The sequence below is a fragment of the Hyunsoonleella sp. 2307UL5-6 genome, assembly GCF_047345485.1.
Taxonomy (GTDB): Bacteria; Bacteroidota; Bacteroidia; order Flavobacteriales; family Flavobacteriaceae; genus Jejuia.
The window spans coordinates 191,928-209,708 of record NZ_JBLFEN010000001.1; the positions used below are offsets into that span (position 1 = coordinate 191,928).

Genomic DNA, 17,781 nt, shown 5'->3' on the forward strand with positions numbered 1-17,781 from the left:
ATTATAAGTAAACATTAAAATTATTAAAGTGATAATTAAGGTATTCCAATAAGCGTGTTTATTTGTTTATATCACAATTTAACTAATATTAATAATGTCTATGTTTTAAAAAAAAACATTAAACAAAAAACTAAATAATAAGACTATTAACTAAATATCAAAAAAATGAAAAATGTAAAAACAAAATTGCTTTTAATGTTCTGCCTAGTTTTAGGTATGGTAAGTTGCGATGATAACGATTCCATAAGCGTAGATTCTACACCAGAGTTTATATCATCAGTAGATGAAATATCTTCTTTACCTGGGGAAACAATTACTTTTGAAAGTGTGGTTTCTGATCCAGCTGGAATTAAAACTGTCAATATTATGTATGAGTCATGGTTTTTAGACAAGACTATTGTTAAAGATTCCTTGCCAGATATTTATGAACTTGCTTATAGTTTTAAAATTCCTGATGATGCAGAGGTATTTAGTTCTCACACCATTCCTGTAACAGTTACTAATGCAGGAGATGTTGCTGTAACTAGAAATTTTGTAATTATTCTAGATAAAGATATAGATGCACCATCAATAACTATTAATAGTCCTTCAGCTGCAGCAACTATATTTGTTGGTGATGGTGATGAAATTAATTTTGATATTGATTTAAGTGATAGAGAGCTGTCTGAATTTAGAATTGAAAGCGATATTCTCAATGAGACTATTTCTATTTCAGGTGAAACTTATAATTATGCGAATTCTTTAAATGTTGAAAATCCTGGTAATTATGAGTTCACTATAACTGCAGTTGATCTTACTGGTAATGAATCTACTGCATCTGTTTCAGTAAGTATTGTTACAGATTTACAATTTGGAGCTATGTTTTTAACTGATGAAACTAGTGATGCTGCTTTAAATCAAGATATTTTTGGAATACCATTTACAACCTCAGGAAGTGAAGCTTCTGGAGAAAACGGTTTTGTGTTTACAGCACGTTATTATTCGCCTGCAGCAAATTCTGAAGTGAGATTTATTCCTCAACAAGCTTCTTTTGAGCCATTTGCTTTTGGAGCAGACGCTACAGAACCTGGGAAATTAGCCTTGGGTCAAGACGTTACTGTAAACCCAATAATTATTCCAGATGTTGGATATTACGAAATCACAATGGATGTAAGAGATTTAAGTTATACAATTTCTCCATATACGCCTACTGATGACGCTTTTGATCAAGTTTATGTTTTGGGTAGAGGTGTTTTTATAGATGCAACAACATCAACATGTACTAACAATGCAGATGGTAGCACACAATGTTGGAATTTTAGATCTGGAAAACCTTTCACACAAGATGCAACAAACCAATATTTATGGACAGTAGATGTTACAATTCAAGATCAGCCTAATGACGATGGTGGTAATGGATTTATATTAAATGCAAACCCAGATGGTTGGGCACCTTTCTGGAGAGTAGATGTTAATGGAGGCGATCCTTCTAGAACTATACCTGGAGGTGGTAATAACTATATTTTTGATGATAGTGTTCTAGATCAAGATTATACATTCATATTTGATACGCATTTAAATAGATTAATTATCAGTGAACGATAGTATTATTAAATATTCGTACCAAAGAAAAAATAACTAACAAACTAATTAAATATACAATTTAGATGAAACAACTAGTTTTAACTTTAATAAGCGCATTGTGCTTAAGCTTAACTGGAGCCTCCCAAAACCAGGTCTCAGGAATAATTACAGATGATCAAGGACAGCCAATACCTGGTGTTAATATCATTGAAAAAAATACAACTAATGGTTATGTTTCTGATTTTGATGGAAATTATACCATGACGGTTGGAGACAATGCAATACTAGTTTTTAGTTACGTAGGTTATAAAACACAAGAAATAGCTGTAGATAACAAAAGCATTATTAATATCACAATGGTAACTGATAATGCACAACTAGATGAAGTTGTTGTAATTGGTTATGGTGCTGTAAAAAGGGAAAAAATTGCAACATCTATGGTTACTGTGGAAGGCGAAGAAATTGCAAAGCAAGTAGCAAGTAACCCTGCAGAAGCCTTACAAGGTAAAGCTGCGGGTGTTCAAGTTTTATCTTCTGGAGGTTCTCCAGGAGCATCTCCTCGTATTGTAATTCGCGGTATTACTACAGCTAATGCTACAACAAATCCGCTAATTGTTATAGATGGTGTTTTACAACCAAACGGTACTTCGTTAAACGCTGTTAACGCTCAGGATATAGCTAGTTTTGAAATTTTAAAAGATGCATCAGCATCTGCAATTTATGGATCTAGAGCATCTAATGGTGTAGTACTCATTACAACTAAAAGAGGTAAATCAGGAAAATCTACCGTAAGTGTAGATTTAAATTATGGTGTACAAGGTTGGGATAGAATAGAGAGTGCAGGCGCGCAAGAGTATATTAGAATTCAAAATGCAAGAAGAATAAATGATGGTAATGCTCCATTATTTAATCCTGATGATTTTGGAGAAGGTACAGATTGGTGGAATGAAGTAGTTGATAATTTTTCTCCTGTTGTTAATGCCAATGTAAGAGCATCTGGAGGTAATGAAGATATTAAATACTCTGGTAGTTTAGGACTTTTTGATCAAAAAGCTAACTATTCTAAAGGTTTTTATCAAAGAATTACTGGTCGTTTTAATGTGGATTTTAAAATATCTGATAAGGTTTCAATTAAACAAGATTTAAGCCCAAGACTTGAAAGATGGGAAAACACACCTAATTTATTATTTAATTCTTTAAGAATTGATCCACTAACAAACGTTTTTGTACCACAAAGTGAGCGAGTAGGACGTAATGAGTTTAGTATCTTTGAAGAATCTCAAAACTTAGTTCCAAATCCTGTAGCACAGTTAGCCAGACAGTTTAATGAGAATGAGTTCTTCGCTTTTTTCTCTAATACACAATTAAATTACAAAATAAATCAAAATTTTACATTCTCATCTCAATTTGGTCTCAATATAAGTAGACAGACTTCTACAACTTTTAATCCGGAGTATGAGATTAGCCCAACACGATTATTAGAAATAAATAACTTAACTAAAACTGTAACTAATAATTTTGATTATGTAATTAATAACACCATAACATTTGATAAAACTATTAATGATAAACACTATTTAAATATTTTAGGTGGTATATTATTTGATTCTGAAAATTTTGATAATTTACAAGGATTTAGAGATGGTTTACCAAGTAATACCAATGTAAACTTAAGACAACTAAATGCTGCAGAAGGTGAAACTATTCGTGCATTTGGTAATGAGGAAACAAATAATATTCTTTCAGGAGTTTTTAGAACTATTTATAGTTATGATAATAAATACTTTGTTAATGGCTCAGTTAGAGTAGATAACTCTTCAAGGTTTGCAAAAGGTAATAGAACTGGAATATTTTCTAGTGTTGCCTTTGCATGGGATATAGACTCTGAAGACTTTTTCAAAAGTGAAACTATTAATAACTTACGTTTAAAAGTTGCTGCTGGTGAAGTAGGAAATCAAATTATAAACCGTAATGGTCAATTCTTTTCTGTAGGTTCTGGAAACTTTGTATTTGGCGGAGATCGTGTGGTTGCAAACTTTTTAGGTCAATTTGGTAATCCTAATTTAAGATGGGAAACGGTAAGAGATCAAAATTTCGGATTTCAAATGGGATTATTTAATAATACAATTACAATAGATGCTGAATATTATATAAAAACATCGGAGGATTTATTATTTAGTGTAGAAACACCAAACTTTACAGGAATACCTGGTCGAGTTGCTCAAAATGTTGGAAGTATTGAATCTAAAGGTATTGATGTTACTATAGGATATAATAAAAACTGGGACGATTTCAATATAGGTGTAAATTTAACAGTTTCCACTAATGAGAGTAAAGCTATAGAATTAGCTCCTGGTAATGAGATTATTCTGGGGCAAAGACGTCCTCGTTTAGAAGGTAGATCAGTCAAGATTACTGAATTAGGTCAACCTGTTGGATTATTTCAGGGGTTTGAGACAGATGGTATTTTTCAAAATCAAACAGAGTTAAATTCGCATACATCAGAAGACGGCACAATAATTCAACCAGATGCACAAGCTGGTGATCTTAGATTTGTAGATCAAAATGGCGATGGTGTATTAAATGATGATGATGTTGTTACGATAGGTAATCCGTTTCCAGATTTTTATGGTGGATTAAACGTTAATATGGGATATAAGAATTTTGACTTCTCAATGCAATGGTACGGTACTTTTGGAAATGATGTATTTAATGTAAATACAGAATACATTACCGCTGGAACACAAGGGCTTAATACTTTTGCAGGTTTAGAAAACCAAGTATGGACTCCAGAAAATACAGGTGCTAGATATCCAAGATTTACTGAAAACGACCCGAATGGAAATTATCAAAAACCATCAGACTTATTTATTGAGGATGGTTCTTATTTAAGATTGCGTAATATCCAATTAGGCTATAACTTCAAATTAAAAGGTATTAGTAAATGTCGTTTATATTTAGCTGGACAAAACTTAATTACAATTACTGATTATTCAGGTTTCGATCCTGAAGTTACAAGCGGCGGTATTATTAACGGTTTAGGAGTTGATTTCTCTCAAAATCCAGTAGCAAAAACATATTTATTAGGATTAAATTTAACATTATAAAAATTATGAAAAAGATTGTTTTATTTTTAACTATTTGCACAGCTCTATTGAGCGTAAGTTGTGACCAAGATCAAATTTTAGACCAACCCATACAGGGTAGACAGCAGTTAGATGATTTTTTCTCTTCAGCTGATAATTCAGAGTTTTTTGTAAACGGTATATATCAACTCGTAAACGGAACTAATTGGAATCAAGTTAATTTTCAAAGGCAGATTAACGAAATGGCGTCTGATGATAATTGGGCCGGAAATACAAGACAGCCAAGACCTGATATTACAGGTATAGCTCAATACAACGTATTTCCAGGTTCTACATATTTTAATCTATTTTGGGAAAACCATTATATAGGTATTACTAGAGCTAATATATCTTTAGATAGAATACCAAATATAGATTTTGATGAAACTCAAAAAAATCAATTATTAGCTGAAGCTAAATTTTTAAGAGCGTTTTTCTATTTTGATTTGGTTAGAAATTTTGGCGGTGTACCAATTGTAGAATCCTACAACGAAATTTTAGAACCAACTATTAATGATAAAGAAAGAGCAACTGTAGCTGAAGTATATGAGTTTGTTGAAAAAGATTTAATTGATGCAATTGCTGCATTACCACTTAAAAGCGAACAATCTGCTGAGCAAGGAGGTAGAGCTACTAAAGGTGCGGCTCAATCTCTTTTAGCTAAAGTGTATTTATTTGAAGAAAAATGGGCAGAAGCTCAAGCCATGGCAAAAACTGTTATGGATTCTGGAGAATATGCCTTAGAAACGGATTTTGCTGATATATATAGAGTTGGAAATTTAAATGGAATTGAAACTATTTTTGAAGTTCAGTATATAAATAATCAAACGTTTAATGGCGTAGGAGGACAGTTTGCCATAACCAATGGAAGTCGTGGAGATCGCGGATGGGGTTGGGCTTCACCAACAAGTGACTTAGAAAATGCTTTTTTAAGTGAAGGTGACGAAATAAGACTACGTTCTACAATAATTAAACATGGCGAATCAGTTTTTGGAGATCCAGCTGTTACCTCTTTTGATGGAAGACCAACTGAAAATAAATCTGGACGTACAAATAGAAAATATTATATACCAACAGCAGAAAGACCAGAACCTTATCAAAGAGGTCAGTTACCTTTACACTATATACACTTAAGATTAGCAGATGTAATTTTAATACATGCTGAGGCTGCTTATTTTAATGGTGATGAAACATCTGCTAAAAATTCTTTAGAATTAATAAGAGATAGAGTTGAGCTTGATACTAACATGTCTTTATCTGGAGCAGCTTTAAGAGATGCAATTTGGAAAGAAAGACGTTTAGAATTAGCACTAGAGCAACATAGGCTTTACGATATTAGAAGACAAAAAATAAATGGTGTACCAAGAATAGCTCTAATTTTAGGTCCAAATGGGTCTTTTGTAAAATATAATACTGAAGAAAGCACAGATCCGTTTGAAACTACTAATCTGCTTGAACCACAGAATAGTGGTACTCTATTTGACGCCAACATTCATATGCTTTGGCCAGTGCCACCAGAAGAAATTCAACTATCAAGAGGTAAAATTATTCAAAATCCAGGATACTAATTATTAAAATTTTTAATAAACCAAAATTGATGTTTGAGTTTTTCAAAGGCGTTCTATGTTTTGTTTGTATATCAATGTTAGTTATAGCTTGTAGTTCTGATACTGCAACTAATCCTGACGATCCTAAATTTGATATGCCCGAACAGGGTATTACTCTAAATCTTGAAAATACATTTCAAACTATAGATCATTTTGGAGCATCAGGTGGTTTTCAAGACCAATGGGTGGGCAAATGGCCAGAAGCTTCTAAAGCGCCTATAGCAAAGTTGTTATTTAGTAGTGAAACTGATGCTCAAGGAAATCCCTTGGGTATTGGTCTCTCACTATGGCGAACAATAATTGGCGATGGTGCTGCAGATCAAGCTAGCAGTGGTTTTAAATCAACATCATGGTTTAGAGAAACAGAATGTTATCTAGACGAGGCAGGTAATTATGACTTTACAAAACAATCAGGCGAGCAATGGTTTTTATCTAAAGCGCGCGAGTATGGAGTTTCTAAATTTACAGCTTGGGCAACAACGCCACCTTATTTTATGACTAAAAACGGTTATACCTTTAGTACTAGTGATGTTAATGGTTTTAATTGTGAAGCATCTAACTATGAGGCTTACGCAAAATTTTTAACAACGGTTGTAAAGCGCTATGAAGATGAAGGTTACAATTTTGAAACAGTATGTGCTTTTAATGAAACGCAATACGATTGGAATGCAGCAATAGGCGATGCTAGTCAATCTGGTACAAAAGCGTTTAATGCCGAAGTAGCAGCTGTAACAAGAATAATGGATAGTGAGTTTAATACACAAGGTGTAAAAGCAAAAATCATGATTCCAGAAGCAGCTCAACTAAAATATTTATTTGAAGGCACTCAAAATACCACAAATCAAGTAAATGAGTTTTTTAACTCTAGTAGTTCTAATTACATCGGTAATTTATCCTCAGTTTCTAATAATATAGCTGGTCATAGTTACTTTAGTAATGGTACAACCAATGAGTCTTTAAGACAACGAAAATCATTACGTACTTCATTATCGAGTTTTGGATTAAATTATTGGCAAACAGAATATAGTTTGCTTGGTGGTACATACCAACAAGAACGCGATATTACAACTTTAAGTCCAATAGATTATGGACTTTGGCTTAGTAGAATCATACATACAGATTTGGTGTTTGGTAACGCTACAGGATGGAGTTTTTGGACCGCCCTAAATCAATCAACTTTTGGTGATCATCCAGATCGTTTTAATTTGATTTTGTATAAACCAAATTCAAATAGTCCATCACATACCGATGGTAGTTTTGAAGATAATAAATTGCTGTGGGCATTAGGTAATTTTAGTCGTTTTGTAAGACCAGGAATGGTAAGATTTGAAATAAATGATCCTGATTATAGTGATGAGACTTCAGTTGAAAATTTTATGATATCAGGATACACAAATGCGCTAAATAAAGAAATAGTTTTGGTTTGTGTAAACAACACAGATAATAGTAGAGATATTTATTTAGAAAATTATGGGATTGATTTTGAAGTTGTAAATAATAGTTTCGATACATATACAACATCATCTGGTAGCAATTTACGAAAAGCTACAGTGCAGTTTGATGGTATTTCAATACCAAAAAAGTCTATAGTTACACTTAAAGGAACTATAAAATAATTGCAGTGAATGTTTCATAATGTAAACGTCATAAGTTTAAAATATGAGACATTAATTTAAAAAAAGAAAATATGTTAAAAATTAAAAAAATTATTACGTTAGTTTTAGTAGGTATTATTTTTTCGTGTAGTACAAGCGAACCTACAGATCCAAATGATCCTAAATTTGGAGAACCAGATGATAAAGACGATGATCCTGTAGAAGTAAATGCAGATATTACTTTAACAGTAGATGCTACCGATGGCGTAGATATAAACCCTTTACTATTTGGTGTTAATAATGACTGGAGACAAATACCAGATAATACATTTACTAATTTTGCAACCACACTTGGTAATATTGGCACAACGGTGGTGAGATATCCTGGTGGTTGGGAATCAGAATTTTATGCTTGGACTAGTAATACAACTCCGGGATGGAATAATACACCATCGCAACCAGGAGCATCTGTTGCTTCGCTAAAAAGTAATGTGTCTAGTTATAGCATTGTTATACCAACTACAGCGGCGATGAATACTACTGTTGGCTCTTCACAATACAATACAGCAATGAACAATCTGAAAGCTAGGACCAAAGAGGCCATTACGGTTTCAAATATTGGCAATGGTATTGTGGAAATTGGTAACGAATGGTGGTTACAATTTGCCGGTGGTGGTACTAGAGCTCAAAAATTAGACAAATACGTTAATGTAGCTATGGACTTAGCTGAATATATTGAAAGTGAATTTCCAAATAGAACATTCAAATTATTAGTAAATGGCGATTATACAGAACCACAAGAATTTACTACTATGAAGAATAAATTCACTAAGGCTTATGATGCTATTGATGGTGTAGCACTACATACCTACACAGGATACACTACTGATACGCATAACATTGCAGATTTAGAAAAACGTATTATTGATTGTGCAAATAACTTTAACCCTAATAAAAACTTTAAATATTTATCAGAATGGATGCCTTCAAGAGATTACAATGAAAGAGCACTTTATATGGAAGCAGCTAACATTATTCCAGACATTATTCAAATTTATGGAAGAACAGGTTCTGAAGCTGCCGCATTTTGGCCTCCAATAAACACCTCAATACCTGGCTTAGGTTTAACAAACTGGAATTATACTAAAGTATTTCCAACGGGTCAGATTTTAGGAGATATGGCGGAGTCATACAGAGGAAAGGCTTTAAAAACGACTTCGAATAAATTCCATTTAGCTGCAGCATTACAAGACGCAGAAACCATGGTTTTATATATTACTGGGGCTAAGGAAAGTGGTAAAAAAGTTGCTGTAAAAGTTAGCGGATTTAACATAACTTCTATCGAAAAGGTAGAGCGTTTTGTCCCTTTTGATTATAGTGATACCGCAAAAGCTGAGGCTTATATAGAGCAAACAGCAACTGCACAATTGTCTACAGATAATGAAGTTGTATTAGACGTAAATAAAGAAGGCCTTTATCAAATTTATAAGGTAGTTATAAAAGGAAACTAAAATTGGTGATAAACTATTTAAAGCATAGAATAACTAAGATGAAATCACCTTTATTGATAATAGCAGTTATTCTGTGTTTTATGAGTTCTATTACGTTGCACTCTTGTAAACCATCAAATACCTTTAATAATATTACAATTGATACAAATATTACGTATCAAACTATGGAAGGTTTTGGAGCATCAGATGCATGGAGATGTGAGTATGTTGGAAAAAATTGGCCTAATAATAAAAAGGAAAAGATAGCTGAACTATTATTTAGTAAGGAGATTGATTCCCAAGGAAACCCTAAAGGTATTGGATTATCAATATGGCGATTTTATATTGGAGCGGGAACTGCAGAACAAGGCACAGATTCAGACATAAAAAACGAGTGGCGTAGAGGAGAATCTTTTATTGATGCTAATGGAAATTATGATTGGAGCAAACAAGAAGGTCAGCAATGGTTTTTGCAAAAAGCGAAGTCTTATGGTGTTGATAAATTTTTAGCATTTTCAATATCGGCACCTGTACATTGGACTAAAAATGGAAAAGGCTATAACAATGATTTGATAAATGGCACGCTCAATATTCAAGAGGATAAATACGACGATTATGCTGAATTTATGGTTGAAGTATTGAATCATTTTGAAACAAAAAATATTTCATTTGATTATTTAAGTCCAATAAACGAACCACAATGGGAATGGGAGAAAAAAACACAAGAAGGTACGCCAGCTACCAATGCTGATATTACTAAGTTGTCTTATATGCTCAACGACGAATTAAAAAATACCAATTTAAATACGAAAATTGTTTTAGGAGAAGCAGCAGATTTACGTTGGTTGTATTCATCATTCAATAAGCCAAATAGAGGTAGTCAAATTGAGTATTTTTTTGGAGAAAATGGAACAGCTAAAAACCTGAAACATGTTAAAAAGACAATATCAGGTCATAGCTATTTTACAACATGGCCAGTAGATAGTTTGATACAGATACGCCAAAAATTAAATGATAAATTTAAAAAGCATAACATTGATTATTGGCAAAGTGAATTCTGTATTCTTGAAAATACTGATGATATTGGAGGAGGAAGTAAAAGAGATTTAGGTATTGATACGGCACTTTATGTGGCAAGAGTTATGCATGCTGATTTAACTTTAGCGAATGCTAGTTCATGGCAATGGTGGACAGCGTTAACAAATGCAGATTATAAGGATGGTTTGATTTATTTGGATTCTGGTGATACATCTGACCTATTCAATTTAGATAAAATGAAAAGTGATGGTGATTTTCATGACTCGAAACTTTTATGGGCTTTAGGAAATTATTCAAGATTTGTTAGTCCTGGTATGGTTCGAGTTGGTTTAGAATTACAACTAAATAATATATCATTAGAATTACAACTAAATAATATATCAATTGAAGAGCAATACAGAGATGTTATGCTTTCAGCTTATATGGATAAATCATTATCAAAAATGGTAATTGTTGCCATTAATTACAGTAATGAAAATAAAGCAATTAATATTTCAAACTGTAAAGTCGATAACGTATATGTAACATCAACGGATAAGAATTTAGAAAAACAAGAAATATCAGATAATAAAATAATATTAGAGGCACGTTCTATTAATACATTAACAGGAAGCGTCTTATAAACACATAAATGTCTATATGAATTTTTTAAGAATCAGATTAGTTAAATTTGAGTTAGTTTTAGTTTATGGTCTTTGTTTTGCAGCCATATTTTTTAGTGGCTGTAAGGACAAGGACGTTAAAGAGCCAATTAAAACTAAAAAACCTAACATCGTTTTTATTCTTGCTGATGATTTAGGGGCTCATGACTTAAGTTATTCTGGTAGCAACTATTATGAAACGCCAAACATTGATGCTATTGCTACAGAGGGTGTTCAATTTACACAAGGTTACGCAGCGTGCCAAGTATGTAGTCCTTCAAGAGCAAGCCTTATGTTGGGGCAATATACTGCGCGTCATGGTGTAACCGATTGGATTGGTGCTGCAACAGGTGAAAAATGGGGCGATTACTACAATACTAAAGTAATGCCTCCTGAATATGCGCATGCTTTACCGGTAGAAAGCACAACAATTGCAGAGGCTTTTAAACAAAATGGATACAAAACTTTTTTTGCTGGAAAATGGCATCTTGGTGATGAACCTTTTACACCAGAAAGTAACGGTTTTGATATTAATATAGGCGGCTGGGAAGTAGGTGGCCCCAAAGGTGGATATTACGCACCTTGGAGAAATCCAAAGCTAGATTATAAGTATGAAGGTGAAAATTTGACAAAACGCTTAGCTTTAGAAACTGCTGATTTTATCACAGCTAATAAAGACGAACCCTTTTTTGCATTCTTATCCTTTTATGCTGTACACGGACCAATAGAAACTACTGAAGAAAAATGGAGCAAATATAGAAATAAAGCAGAGGCACAAGGCATTCCAGAATCTGGTTTTGAAATGGAGGCAAGACTGCCTATTCGAAATGTGCAAGATAACCCTATTTATGCAGGTTTAGTTGAATCTATGGATGATGCTGTTGGTGTAGTTTTACAACGCTTAAAGGAACTTGATTTAGATGAGAATACCATCATAATGTTCACTTCAGATAATGGTGGTGTAGCTAGTGGTGATGCCTTTTCAACAACAAATGCGCCTTTAAGAGGTGGTAAAGGATATCAATGGGAAGGTGGTATTAGAGAGCCATACCTTATTAAAGCACCAATGTTAGAAAAAGCAGCCAAAACTATTGATTATCCAGTTTCAGGTATTGATTTTTATCCTACGTTATTAGACTTGGCAGGTGTTAAAAAAGATCCAAACCATATAGTGGACGGAGTAAGTTTAGTGCCACTTTTAAAAGGAAATTCTTTAGATACAAGACCTTTATTTTGGCACTACCCACATTATGGAAATCAAGGTGGAGATCCTGTGAGTATTATCAGGAAAGAAGAATATAAGCTCATCCACTACTGGGAAGATGGGCACGATGAATTATATAACTTATCAACTGATGCTGGTGAAAAAAATGATATTTCAAAAGAAAATAAAGACATCGCTCAAAGCTTAAGAAGCGAATTAGATACTTATCTAGCAAGTGTAAATGCTCGTATTCCAGAAACTTATACAAAATATGACGCTGCAAAGGCAAAAGCGAAAATGGAAGAGCGCAAAACAAAAATGCTTGCACGACTAGAAAAACAACGCAAAGATTTTTTAAGCAAAGATTTTAACCCTAATAATAACTGGTACGACAGTAGTTTGAATACAAAAGATTAATTGTTTTACAAACTATAAGAACGACTAACTAACCAAACAAACTAATCTATAATGGGGAATATAAAGTTTAATTTTACGTACCTACTTTTTTTAGCACTTGTCTCAGCAATGGGTGGGTTTCTATTCGGTTATGACTGGGTAGTAATAGGCGGTGCAAAACCATTTTATGAACTATTTTTTGATATAGCATCACAGCCTACTTTACAAGGTTGGGCTATGAGTAGTGCCTTAATAGGTTGTATTTTAGGTGCAGTAATTTCTGGATTTGTTGCTGATAAATTTGGTAGAAAATTGCCACTAATATTTTCAGCGGCTTTGTTTACCATTTCAGCTTTTGGAACTGGTTATGCAGATAATTTCACGCCTTTTATTATGTATCGACTTATAGGCGGACTGGGTATTGGTATGGCATCAACCTTATCTCCAATGTACATTGCCGAAATTGCTCCAGCAAAATATCGCGGGCAGTTTGTCGCCATTAATCAGTTAACTCTTGTAATTGGTATTTTGGCAGCACAAGTTGCAAACTTTTTCATTGCTGAAGCTATTCCAGATAATAGTACGCCTGAAATGATTTTAGGTTCATGGAACGGACAAACAGGGTGGCGTTGGATGTTTTGGGCAGAATTGATTCCTGCAATTCTATTTTTTGTTTTAATGTTTGTTGTACCTAAAAGTCCAAGATTCTTAGTTAAAATTAACGAATCAGAATCAGCCAAAAAAGTATTGGCAAAAATTGGAGGTGATGCATATGCTGATGATGAATTGAATGCTATTAAATTAACTTTGAAAGAAAGTGGTACTTCAAAAATTAAATTTTCAGATTTTAAAAATCCTAAAATCAAACCTATCTTAATTATAGGTATTGTATTGGCGGTATTCCAACAATGGTGTGGTATTAATATCATTTTTAATTACGCTGAAGAAATATTCACAGCTGCAGGGTATAGCGTTGGAGACATGTTATTTAATATTGTAATAACAGGTAGCGTAAACCTAATCTTTACCTTAGTGGCTATGCGAACAGTAGATAGTTGGGGACGTAGAAAGTTAATGCTATTAGGGTCTATAGGATTAGGAGTGGTATATCTTATTTTGGGTGGCGCTTACTATTTTCAATTTACAGGATGGCCCGTATTATTATTGGTAATTACTGCAATTGCTATTTATGCTATGTCTCTGGCGCCAATTACATGGGTAGTATTATCCGAAATTTTTCCTAATAAAATACGAGGTGTAGCCATGTCTATTGCTACATTTTCATTGTGGATAGCATCTTTTATTTTAACATTTACTTTCCCAATTTTGAATGATGCATTAGGTGCATCAGGAACCTTTTGGGTGTATAGTGCCATTTGTATAGCAGGCTTCCTGTTTATACGAAGTAAATTACCTGAAACAAAAGGTAAAAGTTTGGAAGAAATTGAAATGGAATTTACAAAAGATAAATAATATTTTGAAGATGATATTAAACTCTAGAATATACAAAACGTTAGGACTTGCTTTGTTGTTATGCATCAATTTTGCTTGCGCTCAAACTAAAGAAATTTCATCTTCTAAAAAAGAAGTCCACGCTGTGCATTACCTTGATTCAATTAAAACAAAATTGAAATTAAAATGGCCTAAAAACCATACAATAAACTTGGTGTTTCACGGGCATTCCGTACCTACTGGTTATACAACTAGAGGGGTTTTAGATCGCTTAAATGCTTATCCTTACAGAACCTTAAAAAAGGTTAATGATTTTTATCCATATTCCGTAGTCAATACCATTACAACTTCAATTGGTGGAGAGCAAGCGGAACAAGGTGCTAAACGTTTTAAGGAGGAAGTACTAAATCATAAACCAGATGTCCTTTTTATCGATTATGGTTTGAATGATAGAAGTATTGGATTAGAAAGAGCTATAGTAGCTTGGGAGCAAATGATTGAAGAGGCGCTAGCCTATGGAACAAAAGTAATTCTATTAACACCAACACCAGATTTAAAAGAGGATATTACTGCTGAAGACACTCCTTTGGCAAAACATAGTAATCAAATTAGAGCCTTAGCAAAAAAATATAATGTTGGTTTGGTAGATAGTTACGCGCTGTTTAAAGCCTTAGCAGAAATTCAACCATTAAGAGGCTATATGTCGCAAAACAATCATATCAATCAAAAAGGGCATCAATTTGTAGCCGATGCTATTTTCGAATATTTCAAAATATAACACAAACAAAAGGAGAACCGAACTTAGATGAAGTTATTTAACGCCATAAAAATCTTTATAATTTGCTTGTCAATACTTGCTCTAAATGCCTGTATGGATACTACGCAAAAGCACATGGATTTATCTGGTGAATGGAGCTTTGCTATCGATTCGTTAGATGTTGGTGAAAATGAAAATTGGTTTTCAAAAGGTTTGACTGATGTGGTGAAATTGCCAGCTTCCATGGCTGAAAATGGTAAAGGAAATGATGTTACTGTCAATACAGATTGGACGGGAAATATGTGGAACGATAGTCTTTGGTACAAAGACCTGAAAATGAAGAAATACCGCCAAAAAGGGAATGTAAAAGTGCCGTTTTGGTTAACCCCAATTAAGGATTATAAAGGTGTTGCTTGGTATCAAAAAAGCGTTACTATTCCAGAAGATTGGAACAACAAAAAAATCAATTTGCATCTAGAGCGTGTACATTGGGAATCCACAGTTTGGGTAGATGATAAAAAGGTGGGCATGCAAAATACCCTTGCAACATCGCATGATTATGATTTAACTGAATTTTTAACTGCTGGTAATCACGCTATTTCTATTCGAGTAGACAACAGAGTAAAAGATATAAATGTTGGTATAGACGCACACAGTATTTCAGATAATACACAATCTAATTGGAATGGTATTGTGGGAGATATAGAACTTCGAGCGACACCTAAATTGTCTTTGAGTTTAGTGAAATTATATCCAGATGTTTCAAATAAAACGGTTAAAGTTGTTGCTCAGATAGAAAACTATTCTGAAAATAGTAATGCAACTTTAATGCTTCAAGCTACAGAAAAATCAATTGATGCAGAGGTTTTAGGTGAAGTAAAAAAAGAAATCAAGCTTAATTCAAACAATGAAATTGAAATAGTGTATGATATGGGTGATAATCCTAAACTTTGGGATGAATTCAACCCGAATTTATACGAAATGCAACTCACTTTACAATCTGATGAGGGCATTGATATAAAGCGTATCGATTTCGGTATGCGTGAGTTTAAAGCTGATGGTACCGTATTCAAAATAAACGGCCGGCCTATATATTTAAGAGGTACGTTAGAATGTGCCATTTTTCCAAAAACAGGTTATCCACCAACCGACGTCGATTCGTGGAAACGCATTTTCAAAATTATAAAAGCACACGGTTTAAACCACATGCGTTTTCATTCTTGGTGTCCTCCAGAAGCGGCATTTCAAGCTGCTGACGAAATGGGTGTGTATATTCAAGCTGAAGCCTCTGCGTGGTTAGCTAATTTAGGCGATGGGACACCAGTCGACAAGTGGCTATACAAAGAAGGCGAAGCCATCATAAATGCTTATGGTAATCATCCGTCTTTTGTGATGATGACGTATGGTAACGAGCCAAGTGGTAAGTATCACAAGGAGTATTTAACAAAGTATGTTAATCATTTTAAAGATTTTGATAATCGCCGTTTATATACAAGTGGTGCGGGTTATCCGTATTTAGATAATATGGATTATTACAATCATAGAGGTCCCAGAATTCAAGGCTGGAATGAAAACTTAAATAGCGTCATTAATGCGAAAGCGCCACAAACGGAATTCGATTGGAGGAAGTTTATAGACAAAACGCCAATGCCTTATGTAAGTCACGAAATGGGGCAGTGGTGCGTATACCCCAACTTCAAGGAAATGTCAAAATACACAGGTGTTTTAAAGCCTAAAAACTTTGAAATTTTTAAAGAAACCTTAGAAGAAAACGGTATGGAAAAACTAGCCGATAGTTTTCTTTTAGCTTCTGGTAAACTACAAACCTTGTGCTACAAAGCAGATATTGAAGCTGCTTTAAGAACGAAAGGAATGGCAGGATTTCAGTTATTGGATTTACACGATTTCCCCGGACAAGGTACCGCTTTGGTTGGTGTTTTAGATGCGTTTTGGAATGAAAAAGGCTATGTTACTCCAGAAGAGTTTAAAGAATTTAGTAGTGAAACGGTGCCGTTAGCACGTTTAAAACAGCGCACATTTAAAAATACTGATACCTTATCATCAACAATAGAAATTGCTCATTTTGGCGAAAATGAGTTGAAAAATGTTGTGCCAGAATGGACTTTAACTAAACCTGATGGTAGTGTTTTTGTGAAAGGTGAACTGAATAAAACAGATATTTCCATTGGTAATGGCATTCAATTAGGTACAATCAATCAATCATTACATTCGATTACTAAAGCTCAAAAACTGTCTTTAAATGTTATGGTCAATAACTTTAAAAACAGTTGGGATATCTGGGTGTATCCAAATGAAAACTTACCAATAGAAAATAAGAATGCGTATAAGGTAGTTAGTAAGTTGGATGCTAAAACTATTAGCTATTTAAATAACGGTGGCAATGTATTGCTAAACATTACAAAAGGCGATGTCGCTCCAGAATTTGGCGGCGATATTGGTATCGGGTTTTCAAGTATTTTTTGGAATACTTCATGGACTAAAGAGCAAAAACCACATACATTAGGAATTCTGTGCAATCCAGAACATCCAGCACTGGCTGATTTTCCAACGGAATACCATTCTAATTGGCAATGGTGGGATGCTATGAGTCATTCAAACGTTATCATTTTTGATGAGATGCCAGAGTTAAATCCTATTGTAAGAGTAATAGACGATTGGTTTAAAAACAGAAAAACAGCCCTCATTTTTGAAGCCAAAGTGGGGAAAGGGAAATTGCTATTTTCTGGAATTGATTTACACACAAATTTAAACGAGCGATTAGAAGCACAACAGCTTTTATATAGCTTAGAAAATTATATAAATGGTGAAGCTTTTAATCCAAAAACAAGCATCACTATGCAACAATTAGAACAAATATTAGAGTATTAATAAGCATTTACAATAAGTGTAGAG

At 33.7% G+C, this 17,781-nt stretch carries 10 protein-coding genes; all 10 read left to right on the top strand.

Annotated features, from left to right (window positions below; all coding sequences use genetic code 11):
- Nucleotides 1-195: 195 nt before the first annotated feature.
- Nucleotides 196-1,584, top strand: coding sequence for a hypothetical protein (locus tag ACKGJY_RS00895; RefSeq protein WP_413971961.1), 1,389 nt, complete (start codon nt 196-198; stop codon nt 1,582-1,584).
- Between the two features lie 62 nt (nt 1,585-1,646).
- On the top strand, nt 1,647-4,670 hold the full coding sequence (locus ACKGJY_RS00900; protein WP_413971962.1) for a SusC/RagA family TonB-linked outer membrane protein: 3,024 nt from the start codon (nt 1,647-1,649) through the stop codon (nt 4,668-4,670).
- Nucleotides 4,671-4,675: 5 nt separating this feature from the next.
- Nucleotides 4,676-6,256, top strand: coding sequence for a RagB/SusD family nutrient uptake outer membrane protein (locus ACKGJY_RS00905; protein WP_413971963.1), 1,581 nt, complete (start codon nt 4,676-4,678; stop codon nt 6,254-6,256).
- 74 nt (nt 6,257-6,330) lie between these two features.
- Nucleotides 6,331-7,911, top strand: coding sequence for a glycoside hydrolase (locus ACKGJY_RS00910; RefSeq protein WP_413971964.1), 1,581 nt, complete (start codon nt 6,331-6,333; stop codon nt 7,909-7,911).
- A gap of 71 nt (nt 7,912-7,982) precedes the next feature.
- Complete coding sequence (locus ACKGJY_RS00915) at nt 7,983-9,401, top strand: hypothetical protein (protein ID WP_413971965.1); 1,419 nt, start codon at nt 7,983-7,985, stop codon at nt 9,399-9,401.
- A gap of 38 nt (nt 9,402-9,439) precedes the next feature.
- On the top strand, nt 9,440-11,041 hold the full coding sequence (locus ACKGJY_RS00920) for a glycoside hydrolase (protein ID WP_413971966.1): 1,602 nt from the start codon (nt 9,440-9,442) through the stop codon (nt 11,039-11,041).
- 16 nt (nt 11,042-11,057) lie between these two features.
- Nucleotides 11,058-12,680, top strand: coding sequence for a sulfatase (locus ACKGJY_RS00925; protein ID WP_413971967.1), 1,623 nt, complete (start codon nt 11,058-11,060; stop codon nt 12,678-12,680).
- Nucleotides 12,681-12,731: 51 nt separating this feature from the next.
- Complete coding sequence (locus ACKGJY_RS00930; RefSeq protein ID WP_413971968.1) at nt 12,732-14,132, top strand: sugar porter family MFS transporter; 1,401 nt, start codon at nt 12,732-12,734, stop codon at nt 14,130-14,132.
- A gap of 10 nt (nt 14,133-14,142) precedes the next feature.
- Nucleotides 14,143-14,889 carry an SGNH/GDSL hydrolase family protein gene (locus ACKGJY_RS00935; RefSeq protein WP_413971969.1) on the top strand — a complete coding sequence of 249 codons (747 nt, stop codon included), beginning with the start codon at nt 14,143-14,145 and terminating at the stop codon, nt 14,887-14,889.
- A 27-nt stretch (nt 14,890-14,916) separates the two neighbouring features.
- Complete coding sequence (locus tag ACKGJY_RS00940; protein ID WP_413971970.1) at nt 14,917-17,757, top strand: glycoside hydrolase family 2 protein; 2,841 nt, start codon at nt 14,917-14,919, stop codon at nt 17,755-17,757.
- The last annotated feature ends 24 nt before the right edge of the window (nt 17,758-17,781 follow it).